Source organism: Actinophytocola gossypii (assembly GCF_025165815.1).
In the GTDB taxonomy this organism is placed as follows: domain Bacteria; phylum Actinomycetota; class Actinomycetes; order Mycobacteriales; family Pseudonocardiaceae; genus Actinophytocola; species Actinophytocola gossypii.
This window is the reverse complement of record NZ_JAFFZE010000016.1, coordinates 280,741-298,129: the sequence shown is the minus strand read 5'-3', so window position 1 is coordinate 298,129 and position 17,389 is coordinate 280,741. Positions and strand designations below refer to the sequence as shown.

12 protein-coding genes are annotated in these 17,389 nt (G+C 73.2%); 8 read left to right on the top strand and 4 right to left on the bottom strand.

Annotated features, from left to right (window positions below; translation table 11 throughout):
- Window positions 1-141 precede the first annotated feature (141 nt).
- Genes eccCa through JT362_RS22695 form a run of 5 tightly spaced genes read left to right on the top strand, consistent with a single transcriptional unit; the run spans window position 142 to window position 7,821 of the window.
- Window positions 142-4,122: a type VII secretion protein EccCa gene (gene eccCa, locus JT362_RS22715; protein ID WP_260193630.1), complete on the top strand. Its 3,981-nt coding sequence runs from the start codon at window positions 142-144 to the stop codon at window positions 4,120-4,122.
- 37 nt (window positions 4,123-4,159) lie between these two features.
- Window positions 4,160-4,444, top strand: a complete 285-nt coding sequence (locus tag JT362_RS22710) for a hypothetical protein (RefSeq protein ID WP_260193628.1) — start codon at window positions 4,160-4,162, stop codon at window positions 4,442-4,444.
- Between the two features lies 1 nt (window position 4,445).
- Entirely contained in the window at window positions 4,446-5,795 is a 1,350-nt protein-coding gene (locus tag JT362_RS22705; protein WP_260193627.1) for a hypothetical protein, read from the top strand.
- On the top strand, window positions 5,792-6,175 hold the full coding sequence (locus JT362_RS22700) for a hypothetical protein (protein WP_260193626.1): 384 nt from the start codon (window positions 5,792-5,794) through the stop codon (window positions 6,173-6,175). Before JT362_RS22705 ends, JT362_RS22700 begins: the two co-directional genes overlap by 4 nt.
- Window positions 6,176-6,180: 5 nt before the next feature.
- A complete protein-coding gene (locus tag JT362_RS22695; RefSeq protein WP_260193625.1) occupies window positions 6,181-7,821 on the top strand; it encodes a hypothetical protein in 1,641 nt (546 codons plus the stop codon).
- A gap of 66 nt (window positions 7,822-7,887) precedes the next feature.
- Here JT362_RS22695 and eccB read toward each other — a convergent pair whose 3' ends face one another.
- Complete coding sequence (gene eccB, locus JT362_RS22690) at window positions 7,888-9,303, bottom strand: type VII secretion protein EccB (protein ID WP_260193624.1); 1,416 nt, start codon at window positions 9,301-9,303, stop codon at window positions 7,888-7,890.
- A gap of 3 nt (window positions 9,304-9,306) precedes the next feature.
- Entirely contained in the window at window positions 9,307-10,689 is a 1,383-nt protein-coding gene (eccD, locus tag JT362_RS22685; RefSeq protein WP_260193623.1) for a type VII secretion integral membrane protein EccD, read from the bottom strand.
- 143 nt (window positions 10,690-10,832) lie between these two features.
- On the opposite strand from eccD, the gene JT362_RS22680 reads away from it, so the two are divergent.
- From JT362_RS22680 to JT362_RS22670, 3 genes are read left to right on the top strand one after another with little or no spacing between them, the layout of a single operon-like run.
- Window positions 10,833-11,438 carry a hypothetical protein gene (locus JT362_RS22680; RefSeq protein WP_260193622.1) on the top strand — a complete coding sequence of 202 codons (606 nt, stop codon included), beginning with the start codon at window positions 10,833-10,835 and terminating at the stop codon, window positions 11,436-11,438.
- Window positions 11,435-12,037 carry a hypothetical protein gene (locus JT362_RS22675; protein WP_260193621.1) on the top strand — a complete coding sequence of 201 codons (603 nt, stop codon included), beginning with the start codon at window positions 11,435-11,437 and terminating at the stop codon, window positions 12,035-12,037. The genes JT362_RS22680 and JT362_RS22675 overlap by 4 nt, the downstream gene beginning before the upstream one ends.
- Entirely contained in the window at window positions 12,037-14,511 is a 2,475-nt protein-coding gene (locus JT362_RS22670; protein WP_260193620.1) for a protein kinase domain-containing protein, read from the top strand. The genes JT362_RS22675 and JT362_RS22670 overlap by 1 nt, the downstream gene beginning before the upstream one ends.
- Here the strand turns inward: JT362_RS22670 and JT362_RS22665 are convergent, their stop codons facing one another.
- Both JT362_RS22665 and JT362_RS22660 read right to left on the bottom strand, forming a co-directional pair.
- Window positions 14,512-16,215, bottom strand: a complete 1,704-nt coding sequence (locus JT362_RS22665) for an ABC transporter permease (protein ID WP_260193619.1) — start codon at window positions 16,213-16,215, stop codon at window positions 14,512-14,514.
- Entirely contained in the window at window positions 16,212-17,375 is a 1,164-nt protein-coding gene (locus JT362_RS22660; RefSeq protein WP_260193618.1) for an ABC transporter ATP-binding protein, read from the bottom strand. Before JT362_RS22660 ends, JT362_RS22665 begins: the two co-directional genes overlap by 4 nt.
- Between the last annotated feature and the right edge of the window lie 14 nt (window positions 17,376-17,389).

The window sequence follows — 17,389 nt, the reverse complement described above, 5'->3', positions numbered from 1 at the left end:
ACCGCTACGTCGCGGCGTTGCCGACAGTAAGGAGCTTTCAGCAGGTCAGGTGGACCGGCGGCACGTTCCTGCCACGTCCACGCCGCACCCGGCCGCGATCGTCGACCATCGTCGCAACCCTACTGCGAGGAGGTCGCGAGCGTGGGAACGCTGGTGGTGCGCCGGCCGCTGCGACGGCCGGCACCGGACATGCCGGCCGGTGAGCTGCTGCTGGAGGCGCCGCCGGAGATCCCGGTGCCGCGCGGGCGGCAGTGGACGCAGGTGCTGATGGTCCTGCCGATGGTCCTGATGATGGGGGCCATGGTGCTGCTGTTCAGCGGCAGCTTCGGGCAGGGCAGCGCGTACGGCACCATCCGCTACATCACCTTCGGCCTGTTCGGTCTGGCCATGCTCGCCATGGTGGGCGTGGCGTTCCTGCAGGGCGGCGGGCCGAGCAAGCGGGAGATGGGCACCGCGCGCCGGCTGTACCTGCGCGGGCTCGCCCAGCACCGGGTCCGGGTCGGGCGGACGGTCCGGCGGCAGCGCACCGCGCTGTGGTACCTGCACCCCGACCCGCACACGCTGTGGTCGGTCGCCGGCAGCTACCGGCTGTGGGAGCGGCGCCGCGGCGACGCGGACTTCGGCGTCACCCGGGTCGGGCTCGGCCCGCAGAGCCTGGCCACCAGGCTGATCGCGCCGGACACCAAGCCGCTCGAGCAACTGGAGCCCCTCTCGGCGCTCGCGCTGCGCCGGTTCCTCACCACCTACTCGTCGGTCCCGGACCTGCCGCTCGCCATGGCCGTGAACGGGTTCAGCCGGATCCACATCCGCGGTGACGAACGGGCCAGGGGGCTCGTGCGGGCGATGATCGCCCAGCTCGTCACCCTCCAGGCCCCCGACGACCTGCGGATCGCGATCTGCGTGAGCGATGAGCGGCGCGGCGACTGGGAGTGGGTCAAGTGGCTGCCGCACGCCGTGCACCCCGAGCGCACCGACGCGCTCGGGTCGATCCGCCTGGTCGCCCCGACGATCGGGATGCTCGAGGCGATGCTGGACGACGTGCTGGCCAACCGGCCGCGGTTCGACCCGGAGGGCGCCGCCGCCCGGGTGCCCGGGGCGCACCTGGTGGTCGTGCTCGACGGCGGCGAGATCGCCGGCTCGGACCACCTGGCGAGCGGCGCGGGCGTCGAGGGCGCCACGCTGATCGACCTGACCCACGAGCCGCCGCGCGGGCCGGACCGGTACGCGATGGTCCTGTCCGTCGCCGAGGACGGCGCGCTGACGAGTACGACCGCCGACGGGGACATCGCGCTCGGCCGCGCCGACTCGCTGTCGACGGTCGCCGCGGAGGCGCTCGCCCGCCAGCTCGCGCCGCTGCGCCTGACCGAGGGCGCCAAGGGCGAGACGCCGCTGAGCGCGGAGCTGGGGCTGGAGGAGCTGCTCGAGCTGGGCGACCCGTACGCGTTCGACCCGACCGACACGTGGGTACCGCGCCCCCGACGGGACCGGCTGCGGGTCAAGTTCGGCATCCGCCCGGACGGGACCACGATCGAGCTCGACCTGAAGGAGTCCGCGCAGGACGGCATGGGCCCGCACGGCCTGCTGATCGGCGCGACCGGCTCCGGCAAGAGCGAGCTGCTGCGCACGCTCGTGCTCGCGCTCGCGGTCACCCACCCGCCGAACTCGCTGAACTTCGCGCTGATCGACTTCAAGGGCGGCGCCACGTTCGCCACCCTGGACAAGCTCCCGCACACCAGCGCGGTGATCACCAACCTCGCCGACGAGCTGCCGCTGGTCGACCGCATGGCGGACGCGATCAACGGCGAGCTGCTCCGCCGCCAGGAGCTGCTGCGCGCGGCCGGCAACTACTCCTCCCTCCGCGACTACGAGAAGGCCCGGGCGGCCGGCGCGCCGCTGCCCGAGGTGCCCACGCTGTTCGTGGTGTGCGACGAGTTCTCCGAGCTGCTGTCGGCCCGGCCCGACTTCATCGACATCTTCGTCCAGATCGGCCGGATCGGCCGCGCGCTCGGCGTGCACCTGCTGCTGGCCAGCCAGCGGCTCGACGAGGGCAGGCTGCGCGGACTGGACGCGCACCTGTCCTACCGGATCGGCCTGCGCACGTTCTCCGAGATGGACAGCCGGTCCGTGCTCGGTGTCTCGGACGCGTTCTCCCTGCCCTCCCGCCCCGGCCACGGCTTCCTCCGCTTCGGCGACGAGCCGATGGTCCGCTTCCGCTCGGCGTACGTGTCCGGGGTGCACCGCGCCGACCAGCCGGGCCCGGCCGCGACCGGCGACCAGGAACCCGTCGGCCTCAACGTGTACTCCACCGCCTACGTCGCCCCGGACGTCGAGGAGGAGGAGAAGCCGGTGGAGACGGTGCCGGACGAGGTCGACGACGACGCGGTCGGCGAGAGCCTGATGGACATCCTGGTGGCCAGGTTCGCCGGCCGGGGCACGCCCGCGCACCAGGTCTGGCTGCCGCCGCTGGACGAGCCCCCCACGATCGACCAGCTGTTCGGCGAGCTGGTGGTGGATCCCGAGCGCGGGCTGCGGCCGAAGGACGACACCTTCGTCGGCCGGCTGAGCGCGGTGTTCGGCGTGGTGGACCGCCCGCTCGACCAGCGGCGCGACCCGCTGGTGCTCGACCTCGCCAGTGGCTCCGGGCACGCCGTCGTCGTCGGCGGGCCGCAGTCCGGCAAGAGCACCGCCGTGCGGTCGCTGATCGCCGGCATGGCGGTCACCCACACGCCGAGGGAGGTCCAGTTCTACTGCCTGGACTTCGGCGGCGGCTCGCTCGCCTCGATCCGGGACCTGCCGCACGTCGGCGGCGTGGCCGGCCGGCAGAACGTCGGCGCGGTACGCCGGACGATCGCCGAGGTCGCGACGATCCTGACCGAGCGGGAGCGCCGCTTCGCCGAGCTGGACATCGACGGCATGCCCAGCTACCGGGCGATGCGGGCCAACGGCACCGTCGACGACCCGCACGGCGACGTGTTCCTGGTGATCGACGGCTGGCTGACGCTGCGCAAGGACTTCGACGACCAGGAGGAGATCGTCTCCACCATCGCGGCTCGCGGTCTGGCGTACGGCGTGCACCTGATCGGCACCGTCGCGCGCTCGTTCGACCTGCGGATGCAGGTGCGTGACCTGTTCGGCAGCAAGGTCGAGCTGCGCCTCGGCGACCCGATCGACACCATGATCGACCGCCAGGGCGCGCTCCGCGTCCCCGAGCGCTCCCCCGGTCGGGGACTCGGCCAGAGCAAGCACCAGATCCTCACCGCGCTGCCCCGGATCGACGGGCGGGGCACCGCCGACGACCTGTCCTCGGGGGTCGCCGACCTCGTCGCGAGGATCGGGCAGGCCTGGCCGGGTGAGCCGGCGCCGCCGGTGCGGATGCTGCCGGGACGGCTGCCCGACATCGCCCTGCCCAGCGACGACCCGGAGAAGCTCGCCCTCACGGTCGGCATCGCCGAGGAGGACCTCGCGCCGGTGCGGTTCGACTTCGCGAACGACGCGCACGTGGTGCTGATCGGGGACGTCGACTGCGGCAAGACGACGTTCATCCGCTCCATGGCGAAGCGGATCACCGACACCTACACCCCCGAGCAGGCGCGGATCATCATGATCGACCACCGCCGGTCCCTGCTCGGCGAGGTGTCGAAGGACCACCTGCTCGGCTATGGCACCGACACCAGGATGACCGGCGGCTACATGCAGGTGCTGGCGGACGCGATGAAGGAGCGGCTGCCCGGCAAGGACGTCACCCCCGAGCAGCTGCGCGGGCGGAACTGGTGGAACGGCCCGGAGATCTTCGTCCTGGTCGACGACTACGACCTGGTTCTCACCATGGAGGAGAACCCGATGATGCCGATCATGGAGTACATCGCGCAGGGCCGGGACATCGGACTGCACGTCATCGTCACCCGCCGGTTCGGCGGCGCCGGGCGGGGTCTGTACGAGCCGTTCCTCAACCGCCTCCGGGACGTCGGTGCGATCGGCATGTTGATGTCCGGCACCAAGGACGAGGGCCCGCTGCTGAGCGGGTACCGGGCCGAGCCGCTGCCCCCCGGCCGGGCCAAGGTCATCACCCGTAGGGGCAATCCGAAGATGGTGCAGCTGGCCTGGACGCCCCGTCCGGAGTAGTGGCTCGTAGCCGGTTGCAGTCGAGCAGGGAGGAACGATGACGGACAGGATTCACGGGCGAACGAGCTCGATGCTGGCCTACCGGCCCGTGGGTCCCGAGACGGTGCGGGCGGCCGGCCCGGTCTCGGGGATCATGGCGCAGCAGGTCGACTTCACGTCCAAGGACCAGACCGGCGAACAGAACCTGGTCCGGTACCTGGCCGACGCGAACCAGGGCGTGCGGACGTACCAGGACAGCGTCAACGGCACCGGTGCGGCGTACGCCTCCACGGAGGACGCCAACGCCAGTGGCATCAACAGCATCGCCGAGACGGAGGCCTGAGGTGCTGGACTACACCAAGATCGACCTGGAGACCCAGCTCGCCCACATCGCCTCGGAGCTGCCGAGCGCGGCGCTGCTGTCGCAGAAGGCCGCCATGTGGACGCAGGCCGGCAGCTCGCTCAGCTCGGCCGCGCAGAGCTTCGGCAGTTCCACCAGGAATCTCGCCCCGGACTGGCAGGACCAGGTCGGCGAGCGCTGGCTCGAGAGCGCCGAGGCCAGCCAGCGGACGTTGACCACCTGGGACCAGAACGTCAACGGCAACAACCCGAGTCCGGACCTCGAGGCGGTCGCCGGCGCGATCCCGCCGACCCACGAAACCGTGCTGCGGTTCAAGAAGATCGCCGACCAGCTCAAGCCGCTCGCGTCCAACCCGCTCGTCGGCGGGGCGATCCAGGCGATCCTGCTCCAACTGCAGCAGGCGGCCGGCGCGATCATGAACAAGCTGGCCAAGGACTACGCGGCGGCCGGCGAGAAGGTGGCGGCGGCCGGCAGCGGCACCCAGTGGCAGGGCATCCAGGGTGGCGGCGTCGGCGCAACCGCGCAGTCGGGCTCCTTCGCCGGCGGTGGCGGTGCGCTTCCGCCCGGCGCGGACAACGCGGCCCTCACCTCCCTGTTCGCCAAGGGCGCGGCCGGCGCGGAGCTGTCGGCCACCGGCGGTGAGTCCGGTGTGGACTCTGCGGGCGAGTCCGGGGAGTCCGGTGTGGACGCCGAGGAAGCGCCCGTCGTGGAGTCGATGTCGCCGGAGCTCAGCGGTGGCGGTGGCCTCGCGCCGGCGGCCATGCCGCCGGTCTCGCCCCCGCCCGCCGCGCCGCCGGTCGCACCCCCGGCGACCGCCGGGCCGGCCGGGGTGCCGATCGCGCCGGTCGTCGGCGCCGCGGTCGCCCGTGGTGCCGCCCGTGGTGGTGGTGCGGTCCGGATGCCGAGTGTGCCCCCGGCGCGGATCGGGCCGACGGCCATCCCGGTCGCCGCGCCCCCGGTCAGCCCGTTGACCGCACCGGCGGCGGCCGCCGCACCGGTGATCCCGCAGCCGCTGGCGACGCCGGCTCCGGCCGCGGTGACCGGCACGGCCGGGGTGGGCGCCGTGCCGCCGATGATGCCGATGATGGGCGCCGCCGCGCTCGGGGCAGGCGGTTCGGCGACCGACGCCGGCATCGGCGCCGGTCTCGCCCGCCGGCCGGTCCGCCGGCCGGACGACGAGGACACCCCGACCCCCGGTTTGCCCGCGATGCTGTCCGGCAAGGCCGGGGTGCCCGACCCGTTCGCGGCCGCCGTGCGGCAGCGGACCTCGGCCGGGCACGACGCGCCGGCCACCGTCGAGTTCCTCGACGAGGACCAGGAGGTGCGCCGATGAGCGGCATGCTCTACATGCAGACCGGCGAGATGGCCGGCTACCAGGCAGGTGGGGGCGTCACGCCGCCGCAGTTGTCTGCGCTGCAGAGCCAGATGGCCGAGGGGCAGTACTTCTCCCAGAAGGACCACATCGCCTCCCAGTCCCTCGGCCAGTACGTGCCGGAGTGCAACACCGGCCTGCAGGCGTACACGAACACCGCACACCACGCGACGAACCTGTACGTGAGCGCCGACCAGTCCATGGCCGGCGAGATCAACTACCTGACCGACGCCGAGTACGACGTCCGGGCGTTCGACGTGGCCAACGCCAGCCCCGGTGAGCGGCCGGTGGGCGTTCCCGACGAGATGAGCATCGACGCCGAAGCGTTCGAGCAGGAGTAGCGGACATGGCACTCACGGACTACTCCACGATGCCCGTGGACCAGCAGTACGACATCGCCGCGGCGGAGCGGAACAACGCGTCGGTGTTGGAGGGCAAGGCCACGATGTGGGAGCAGGTCGGCGCCGAGCTTGGCACGACCGCCGACACCTTCCAGAACGCCACGAACCGGGCGGAGGCGGCCTACGGCGGCGTCGACGGCGAGGCGTTCGTCGCCCGCTCCCGCGAGAGCCACAAGACGATGATGCAGTGGCGCGACGCCATCCAGGGCAGCGGCGCCCCCGCGGCCCTGCGAGCGGTGGCCGGGCAGATCCCGAAGACCGCCTTCGCGGTGGGTGAGATGGTGGCCGCGCGGAACAAGGCGCTGGCGAAGCTCGCGGAGATCCAGGACGCGGTGAACGCGGCCGGCGGCGTCGGCACCCCCTACGTGGTGCTCCAGTCGCACATCCAGCCGGCCGTCAACGCGACCACGCCGCAGCAGATCGAGGACTTCTACAGCCGCGAGGCGGCGTACTACATGACGGCGCTCGGCGACCTGTACATGGTCGCCGGTGACGCGGTCGAGAAGGCCGACGCGAAGGTGCCGTGGACCGGCGTCAACGACCAGGGCGGCCCCGGCGGCCCGGCGGGCCCGACACCGAACAGCGCGGCCCCTGGCGGCCCCGGCGGTGCTCCTGGCGGTGGCCCCGGTGGCGCACCGGGTGGTGGCCCCGGCGGCGCCCCTGGCGGCGCTCCCGGTGGTGCACCCGGCGGCGCACCCGGCGGGGCTCCCGGGGGTGCGCCAGGCGGTGCTCCCGGCGGTGAGCAGGCACAGCAGCCGCCAGGCGGCGCTGCCGGTGGTGCTGCCGGTGGTGCTGGCGGTGGTGCTGGCGGTGGTGCCGCTGGTGGCGGCGGCGCCGGTGGTGGGGGTGCCACGATTCCTCCCGCCGGCATGCCCGAGCTGAGCGGTGGCCTCGGCGGCGGGGCGACGATCCCGCCGCCCGGCAGCACGCTGCCCCCGCCGAACCTCCCGCCGAACATCCCACCGGGCACGCCGCCGACCCTGCCGCCGCCGGGTGGCAGCGCCATCCCACCGGTCGGTGGCGGCGCCATCCCGCCGGTCGGCAGGTTCGGCGGGCTGGGCGGCATCGGTGGTGGCGTTGGCGGTGGCGGTGGCGTTGGTGGCGGCGTCGGCGGTGGTGGCGGCGCGGGCGGTGGGTCGCGGCTGAACGCCGCCGGGCCCGTCGTCGGCCCGGACAACCCGGCTCCGGCCCGGAACGCGCCGGTCGCGCCACCGAACGGCACCACGGCGGCCAGCTCCGGTCGCGGTATGGGCGGCATGCCGCCGATGATGCCGCCGCCCATGGGCGGTATGGGTGCCGCCGGTGCCGCCGGGCAGGGCGGGAACCCGCCCGGCTCCGGCGCCGCCAAGATCCCCACCACGAACCGTGGTCGGCGCCGGGACGACAGCACGCCCGGACTCCCGGCCATGCTCGCCGGCCGCTCCGACACCCAGCCCGACACCCGGTTCTCGACCGGTGTCCCGGCCGCGCCCGCATCGGTTCCCGAAGCGGAGCTTCCCGCGGGCGGGGACATCCTGGACGAGGACCTGTGGCAGGTCGGGGAGAGCACCGCCCCCTCGGCTGAGTCCCGTCGCCTGTACGGCTGATCCACCCACTGCGAAAGCCGGGCCTCGGGGCGAGATCCCCGGGGCCCGGCTTTCGCGTTCGCCGGGTCAGCGGCGCAGCGCGGCGTCGTGGCTCAGCCCGGGACCGATGGGAATCCTGGTGACCAGGCCGGACGGCATGCGGACCGGTTCCACACCGCCGTAACCGAGCACCTCGAGCACCTCGGCCTGGGCCAACGGGTAGGCGAGGCCCTGGTCGGTGACGACCAGCAGCGTGCCCCTCGGGGCGTCCATCGACGGCACCGCCTCCACGACAACCGCGTGTCCCGCCGGCACCAGCACCCGGTCCGCGAGCGCGGCACCTCGTTCGGTCCGCTGCGGCGTCGCCGACATCGGGTCGATCGCCGGCATCGCCGGTTCCAGGGTCAGCCGAGGCACGTCCGAGCCGGACTCGAAGGTCAGACACAGGGTGGCGGTGTCGTCCCCGGACCCGAACTCCGGCCGGGTCGTGGGCGGATCGCCCTCCTTCGGCGGGTCCTTCCGCGCCTGGGGCGCGGCGTTCGCCTCGATCGGGCCGAGCGGCCGCGCGGTCGGTTCGGCGCCCGGGTAGGCGGCGGCGGTTTCCCGGTAGCCGCGCTGGATCTCGTACTGCAGCTCGGTGATCGGCCGCAGCTGGTCGACCTCGGCGAGGTAGTACTGCACGCCGTCCGACGTCGGCACCTCGAACAGCTGCCCGGCGCGGACGTCCGACTTCGGCCCCAGCACGTTCGTCGGCTGGCCCATCCGTTCCACCGGGATCGGCGCGAGCGGCCGGCCGAGCGGGATCGCCTCGATGACCGCCGGGCCGACCCGGATCGGCGCGGTCGCCCGCAGCGCCGACCCGATGACCACCGCGTCCGGTTTGCTGATCAGGTGTCGGTAGCCGTTCAGCACCAGGTACAGCTCACCGGTCTCCGGCACCTCCGCGAGCACGGCCCGGTCGGCGAGCCGCTGCCCGCCCGCCGCCGGCTGGCCCACCATGAGCACGGACAGCGGCACGGTCGTGCCGGTCGCGTCGGGAGTCGGCTGCGAGCAGAGCGTCCACGGGTCGGTGAGCAGCTGCCCGGTCCCGGGCAGCGCGTCCGGCGCGTCCGGGATGCCGATCCGAGGCCCTCGCGGCACCCCCGCGAGCGAGTCGCGCGACACGCTGAGGGTCTCCGCGTGGTCGCCGATGGCCAGCAGCGCCGAGGCGTAGTTCGCCACCGGGTGCAGCCGTTCCTCCAGGTAGATGTACCGGGTTCCGGTCTCCTCCTCGACGATGACCGACTTGCCGTCGCGCCATGAGTCGTTGCCGCCCGGGTTGATCAACCCGTACACCCCGACCCCGGCGAGCGCGACGATGGCGATCGCGATGCCGCCGAACGCCGCGTTGCTCGGCCTGCGGAACGGCGGCTGCTCCGGGTCGCTCTCCCTGCTCACCAACGCCGAGACCACCCGTTGGACCAGGAACTGGTAGGCGTGCAGCTGGTCGCGCTTCGATGCCATGGGTCAGCCCGCCAGTCCGCGCACGTAGCCGTAGAGGCCGAGCACCGAGCACATGATCGGCACGATCGCCAGCACCAGCAGCACCTCCAGGATCTCGGCGTACCGACCGAGGTACGGACTCGCCTCCTGCCGGCTGTGCACGACGCCGAGCAGCGCGATCGCCACCCCGGCGAGCAGCAGGCACGGCCCGGTGATCGCGAGCAGCTCCGCCCGGTCGGCCATCAGCGGCCCGAGCACCAGGCACAGCGCCCCGGCGAGCCCGGCGCCCAGCACCGCCACCCGCTGCCGCAGGATCGGGTACAGCCGGGCGCGGAGCAGGAAGCCGAGGGTCAGGACGATCACCAGGATGAGCCCGGCCTCGCTGGTGCTGGTGATCAGCCACAGGTGACAGGCCACCACGACCAGGGCGAGCCCGGTCACCATTCCGGTGAGCAGGCTGTCCGCGCGCAGCACCGCCGCGTACACCGCGGTGCGCGGCGGCTGCGGCTCGTCCCGCAGCAGGTCGACGGCGTCCCGGGGCAGCACCGGCATGGGCACCCTGGACAGCCGGATCGACAACGGCGCGAGCACCGGCGAGAACGCGAGCCCGAACCCGGCGAGCAGCGCCGCGGTCTCGTAGGCCTCCAGGGAGTCGAGCGTGGTGAGCCAGCCGCCGACGATCCCGAGCACCCCGACGGTGCCGGCGCCGACGAACAGCGCCGCGCGGTCCACGATGCCGAACAACGCGATCATGGCGGCGAGCAGCAGCGCGGCGCACGCGGCCAGCAGGTGTGCGGCGCCGAGGTCGGTCAGCGCCCGTTCCCCGGCAAACACCAGCGCGCCGCCGGTGAACGCGAACGGCAGCGCGACGCCGCCGGCGACCGCGGCCGCCCCGGTGTCACCGGCCGCCCTGGCCAGCAGAACCGCGCCGGCGAGCAGCAGCGCCGCCAGCCCGAGCGACCACCAGCCGGGCCCGCTCCACGGCGCGCCCGTCCGCAGCACGGCCACCAGGCACAGCAGCACCGCGAGCGCGCCGAGCGTGAGGCCGGCGGCGCGGGTGTGCCGGGGGCCCCAGGTGGCGCCGGTACGGGCCGAACCGGTGGCGATCGCGTCCACCAGGTCGTCGTACTCCAGCTCCGGCCAGTCGACGTGCGCGTGGGTGAGGTGCAGGATCTCGCCGTCGCGAACGCGTTGCGCGGCCAGCGGGCGCGCGGGTTCGAGCACCGTGCCGTCCGGCCGGCGCAGCACCCAGCCGCCGGAGCGGGCGCCCGCGTCGGCGAGGTTCTCGCCGGCGTGGCGGAGCAGGCCGGGCAGCAGCTCCGCGAGCGGGGAGCGCTCGGGCAGGGCGAGGTCGATTCGTCTGGCGGGCGCCGCGACGGTCACCCGGACCAGGCCTGTCGTGTTCATGGGCGGTCTTCCTGACGGGGCTCGTCCGGCGGCAGCAACCTGCCGACCGGCCCGCCACCTCGGCGGGCGGTTTTACGATGACCCGACAAGGACGGCGCCGGTACCGGTTCGGCAGCTAGCGGACAGGACAGGAGGTGGCGGGGGTGGAGAGCGGCACGCGGGTCCTCCCGGTCGGGCACGACCTGGGGGCCTTCCACGTCGGGGACGGCGTGACCGCACCCGTGCAGCAGGTCCGGGTCGGCGCCGAGGTCTTCGACCTCGACCCGGCGCGCTTCGCCGCGTGGACGGCGGCGCACGGGACGCCGGCCGAGGACGGCTCGGTGCCCTCGGTCACCGAGGACGACCTGCGGGCCGAGCACGGCGCGGAGGTCGTCGCCGACCTCGTCCGCGACCGGTTGCTGACCACCGCCGAGTCGGCGCGGGAGTTCGCCGAGGGCCACCGGCTGCTGCCGCTCGCGCTGGGGCTGGGCAACAGCGCCGAGTACCCGTGGATGTTCTCGGTCGGGCTGCTCTACCAGCCGATGGCCGTGATGACCGGTGCGATGTACGACCTGTGGCAGTGGGCCAACCTGTCGCCGGACCTGTGGTCGGCCTGCGAGGAGGCGGCCGAGTCCGCCAGGCGGGCCGGGGCGACCGAACCGGAGCAGACCGACCCGGAGCGGATGCTGGCCGGCGCGATCAGCGTGCTGCCCCACCTGCTCGCCGGCCGCGTGACCTGCCTGGACGTGCGGATCGAGGGTTTGCCATGAGCCACCTGGTGTTTCCGATCGGCCACTACGTCGGCGAGCGGCACCCGGAGGAGGTGCAGGTGCTGCGCGTCGGCGTCGAGCACCGCACGCTCACCCAGGACGAGTTCGGCGTCTGGGTGCTCGCGCACGGTGCGCCGGTCGACGGTTCGCCGGTGTGGACCACCGACGACCTGCTGCGCCTGGCCGAGGAGTCCGAGCTGACCGACGTTCGCCGGCACCTCGACGAGCTGGTGGAGAAGGGGCTGCTCGCCCTGGTGCCGGTCGCCGGTGGGGCGGAGGCGGTGGCGTTCGTCGAGACGTACCGGTTGGCCCCCATGCTCGTCGGCCTCGGCAACTCGGAGGCGGACCCGGACGACTACGCGCTCGGGTTCCCCCAGCTGGACGAGCCGGTGGCGGTGGTCCCGGCCGGCAGCTACGAGCTGTGGCAGTGGGGGCACGTCGCGCCGAGCATGTGGCACACCTGCGAGGTGCGGGCGAAGGTGGCGGCCGACCTCAACGAGCCGTCCGGCACCACCGAGGTACTGGACGGACTGCTGGCCGATTTGCGACCGTTGCTGGTGAACAGCTGTGCGTACCTCGACCTGGCGCGGCGGGAGTAATGGCGACGATCAACAGCGCTGAGCTGAACCGCATCGGCGACGGCCCGGTGGCGACCGTCTACTCGGGGCAGCGGGCCGGGGTCCCGGTCGCGTGGAAGGTCTTCCCGAAGCGGCCGGACAAGCGCACCCTGACCGCGTACAACAAGGAACAGGCGAAGCTGTCGGCCGTGCGCGGGGTCAGCTCGATCCTGCCGGTGGACGGCGTGGACGAGCTGGACACCGGCGAGCTAGCGGTGCGGATGGAGCTGTGCACCCAGTCGCTCGCGGCCCTGGTGGACCGCGTCGGTCAGCTGCCGCACCCCGACGTCGTGGTGCTGGGCCGCGCGGTGGCGCTCGCGCTGGCCACCGCGCACGAGTCCGGCGTGGTGCACGGTGGTATCTCCCCGCACAACATCCTGTTCCGCCGCACCGGTGAGCCGGTGCTGGCGGACTTCGGCGTGACGCTGCGCCACGCGTTCGCCCGGGATCCGTTGTACGCCATCGAGTTCCTGCCGCCGGAGACGCTGCGCACCGGCGAGCTGAACCCGAGCACCGACCTGTACGGCCTCGGCGCGGTCCTGCACTACGCCCTGAGCGGCCGCTCCCCCCACCCCGGCCGGCTCGGCGAGCAACCCGGCGAACGCGTCCTGCGCATCCTCGGCGAACCGGTACCGGCGATCAACGCCCCGAACGTCCCGGTTGGCCTGTCCACCCTGGTCGCCCGCCTGCTCGCGACCGACCCGACCCGCCGCCCCGAGGACACCCGAGCCGTCGCCGACCAACTGGCCGACATGCTCCCCGACGCCCCACCCCGCCCCGCCACCGACGACTTCGACGACTTCGACGGCCCGCAACTCCCGCCACCGCCACCACCGCCGCCCGCGCCGTCCCGCCCGCTCCAGCAACCCCCTCCGCCCCAGCCCACCCCCTACCTCTCCGACGACTTCGACGATTTCGACGACTTCGCGGTAGCCCCCAGGGGCGGCGGCTACCCCGCCGCGCCGCCGCCGGCCTATCCACCACCGGCTCGGGTCACTCAGACTCCAGTTCCCCCGCGCGCCGGTTCGGCGCCGATACCGCTGCCGGTTCCACCGCCGCCGGTTCAGGTGTCTCCGCCCGCGGGTTCGCCCCCGGTTCCGCCACACCCCTCTTCGTCTCCGCCGCGGGCCACGCTCCAGGTGCCGCCGCCTCCGGCGCAGGTGTCTCCGCCCCCGCCGTCCGCGCCGGTCTTCCCGCCGCCCGCGCCGGTCTTCCCGCCGCCCGCGCCGGTTTCCCCGCCGCCCGCGCCGGTTTCCCCGTCTCCGGCCCAGGCTTCGCCGTCTCCGGCCCAGGCTTCGGCGCCTCCGGCCCAGGTGTCTCCGCCTCCGGCCGAGGTTTCCTCGCCGCCGCCCGAGGTTTCGCAGTCGCCGGCATCGGCTCCACGGTTCTCGCTGTCGGTTCCCCTTGCTCCGACTCCGACCCCCAAGCCCCCGGCTCCTGTCGTCGAGCCACCGAAGTCGGCTCCGGACGAAGGTGACGACGTCCACTGGTCGCCGGAACAGCCGGCGGAAGCACCCGACCAGGCCGCCCAACTCCGTGCCCTCCGCAGGGAACGCGTCCGATCGGTGTCGGTCACCCACAGCGCACCCGCGCCCCAGGCCCCCGCCGACCCACCCGAACCGTCGACCCACCTGACGCCGCCGGAGGCACCCGAACCGCCGGCCCAGGCGACCCCGGAGGCACCTGAAACGCAGGCCCTGCCGACATCGCTGAAGGCGCCCGAACCACCGGCCCAGCCGACGCCGCCGGAGCCACTCGAACCGCCGGCCCAGACAACGTTGCCGGAGACGTCCGAACCGCCGGCCTCGACGCCGCCGGAAGCACCCGAACCGGAAGCAGCCGAACCACCGGCCCGGCCGACGCCGCAGGCATCCGAACCAACGGCCGGGCCGACGCCACCGCAGGCACCCGCCGAGGACCCCTTCGAGCCGCGGCCGGTCGTGGTCGAGGGGCCCGCGCACTCGGAGCCGTTCGTCCGGGTCGGGCATCCCGTCGCCGCGCCGCCCGACCCCTGGGCCGTCTCCACGCCCACCGAGACGGACCACCGGAAGCTGCGCTACGACCTGGTCGCCGGCGCCGGCCTGCTCCTCCTCGTACTCGGCTTCGTCCTGGTGATGGCCCTGCGCAGCGAGCCGGAGGGCCTGGAGGTCACCGCCCGCGAACCCGCCTCGACCGACGCCGCGTCCAGCGACGTCGTCGTGGAACTCGCCGAGCCGACCGACCTGGTCGACCATGTGGAGCTCAACTGGACCGGCTCGCACACGATGACCTACGCGGTCGTCATCGCCGAGGAGGGGAAGTCGGAGCCGAAGGTCGACCTCGTCGGCAGCGTGACCTCCATGACCGTCGAGGTCGAGCCGGGCCAGCAGTACTGCTTCCAGATCCAGGCCACCACGAGCGAACGGACCTACGAGAGCAAGGTGCGAGCCCTGCGCGGCGCCACCTGCCAGGAGTAGTCACCGGTACGCGCTGGTCAGGTTCACCCGGAACACGAGCCGGGCGACCACCAGCACCGCCACCAGGAACGCGGTCTGGAGCAACCCGAGGCTCGCGGCCCGCGACAGGTTCCCGTCGGCGATGTAGTCCCAGGTCAGCACCGACAACACCCGGGTACCCGGCGTGTAGAGCAGGATCACCGAGTTCACCTCGCGGATCACGAAGATCGTCACCATGACGACCGACGCGTAGATCGACGGCAGCAGCAGCGGCGTCGTGATCCGCATCGCCGTGCGCGTCCGGCCCACGCCGTTCACCGCCGAGGCCTCCTCGAGCTCCCGGGACACCTGCAGCGCACCGTTGTGGATCAGCCGGTACGAGTGGGGCACGTGCGAGATCACGTACGCGATGATCATCAGCGCCAGCGTCGCGTAGAGCGGCGACCCGATGTAGACCCAGACCAGCCCGGCCGCGAGCACGATGCCCGGCACGGCCAGCGGAAAGCTGTTCACGTAGTCCAGCAGCGACGACGTGACCCCGCGCCCCCTGACCCGGGCGACGAACACACTGACCAGCGAGATCGCCACACACGCGAGCGCGGAGACGACGACCGCGATGAGCGTGTTCACCGCGGCCCCGTGCACCGCCGGGTCGGCCAGCACCGCCACCATGTCCGCGGTGCTCAGCTCGATACTGGCGAAGTCCCGGGAGGCGAACGGCGACAGCGCCGCGATGACCAGCGCGAGCAGCGGCAGCGCGACGCAGACCACCGCGTAGCCGGTGATCCCGCCGAGCACCCACGGCTTCAGCCGGCCAAGCGGCAGCAGCCGGGGCTGGAACCCCTTGCCGGACACGGTGACGAACCGCTGCTCCAGCCGGGTGAGCCGCCGGTAGGCGTAGAGGAACGCGGCACTGAGCAGGAACAGCAGCGTGGCCAGCGCAGCGGCCTCGGCGAAGTCGGCGCGGAACTGCGAGACCGAGCGGTAGATGAGCACCGGCAGCGGGTCGAACCCGAGCTGCCGCCCGAGCACCCCGGGCACCGAGAAGATCCCGGCCGAGAAGATCGTGATGAACATGACCGACGAGCCGATCGCCGGGGTCGCGAGCGGCAGCGTCACCCGCGTGATCGTGCGCACGGTGCCGACCCCGTTGACATAGGACGCCGCCTCCAACGCGGGATCCATGTTCCGCAGCGAACTCGAGATGAACACGTACGCGTACGGCATCGACACCAGCGCCAGCACCCAGACGATCCCGACCGCCGACGTGACGTTCAGTACCGGACCGTTGGCTCCGAACACCTCGGCGAGCGCGAGGTTGAGCAGCCCGGAGCGCGGTGCGGCCAGGGCGTACCAGGCGATCGCCGCCACGAACGGGGAGGTGAACAGCGGCGCCAGCACGAGCAGCTCGATCACGCCCTTGCCGGGGACGTCGGTGCGCGCGGTGAGCCACGCCAGCACGCCGCCGGCCAGGGTCGCGATCAGCGCGACCGCGAGCGCGATGCCCACGGTGCCGAGCAGGGACAGCCAGACCTCGCCCGACAGGTACACGTCGGCGAGCGCGTCGAACGTGAACTCCAGCGGCGGTGCGGTCAGCGACGCCGGCCGCACCGCGCCGTAGAACATCGCCAGGATCGGCGAGCCGACGAACAGCCCGAGGCCGACGACGAGCAGCACCGACCGCAACCGCCACGGCGCCCTGGATCGCGACAGCGGCGTGTTCATCGTTCCTCGCTCGGCTGCTCGTCGATCCAGATGATCCTGGCCGGGTCGACGCGCACCGAGACGCGGTCGCCCTGCCGGATCTCCCGGACACCGCTGACCTCCACCGCGAGGTCGACGGCCCCGGTGGCGACCACGCACTGGATCCGCGAACCGATGAAGGCCGCCCGCGTCACCTCGCCGACGAAGACGTTCCGCGTGTCGTCCGAGGCGTCGCCGCCCGTCGTCACCTCGAAGTACTCCGGCCGGACGACGGCCTGCCCGGCCGCACCCGGCGTCCTCGGCCGTCGCGAGCCCCGCAGGCGCAGGGTCCGGCCCGGCTGGTCGAGCAGTGCGACGTCGGTGAAGTCCTCGCCGACCTCGGCCACTGTCGCCGGCAGCGCGTTGATCTGCCCGACGAACCGCGCGGCGAACTCCGACTCCGGCCGGTGGTAGAGCGACCGGGGGTCGGATTCCTGTTCGATCCGCCCGGCGTTCATCAGGACCACCCGGTCGGCCATCGACAGCGCCTCGGCCTGGTCGTGCGTGACGTAGATGGTCGTCGTGTCGAACCTGTGGTGCAGGTCGACGATCTGCTCCCGGACCTGTTCCCGGAGGCCGGCGTCGAGGTTGCTCAGCGGCTCGTCGTACAGCATCAGGAACGGGCGGGTCGCCAGCGCCCGCGCGACCGCGACGCGTTGCTGCTGGCCGCCGCTGAGCTCGGTGCCGTACCGGTCGGCGTAGTGCAGCAGGCCGACCGCCGCGAGGGTCTCGTCGACGCGGTCCTTCAGCTCCCGGCCCCGAATCCCCTGACCGCGCACGCCGTAGCCGACGTTCGCCCGCACGGACAGGTGTGGCCAGATGGCGTAGGACTGGAAGACCATGTTGAGTGGCCGCCGCTCCGGCGGCACGTGCAGCCGCCCGTCCGCCATCGGCCGGCCGGCGATCGCGATGCTGCCGGCGGACAGCTGGTTGAGGCCGGCGATGGCCCGCAGGAACGTCGTCTTGCCGCACCCCGACGGGCCGAGCAACGCCGTGAACTCGCCCCGGCCGACGGTCAGGGACAGCCGGTCGACCGCCGTCACGTCGCCGTACCGGATCGTCACGTCCTCGGCCCGCAGCGCGGCCGACTCAACCGTCGACTCCGACACCGGCCGCGCCGGTGGCGCGACCCGAGACTCCATTGTCCTGTCCACGC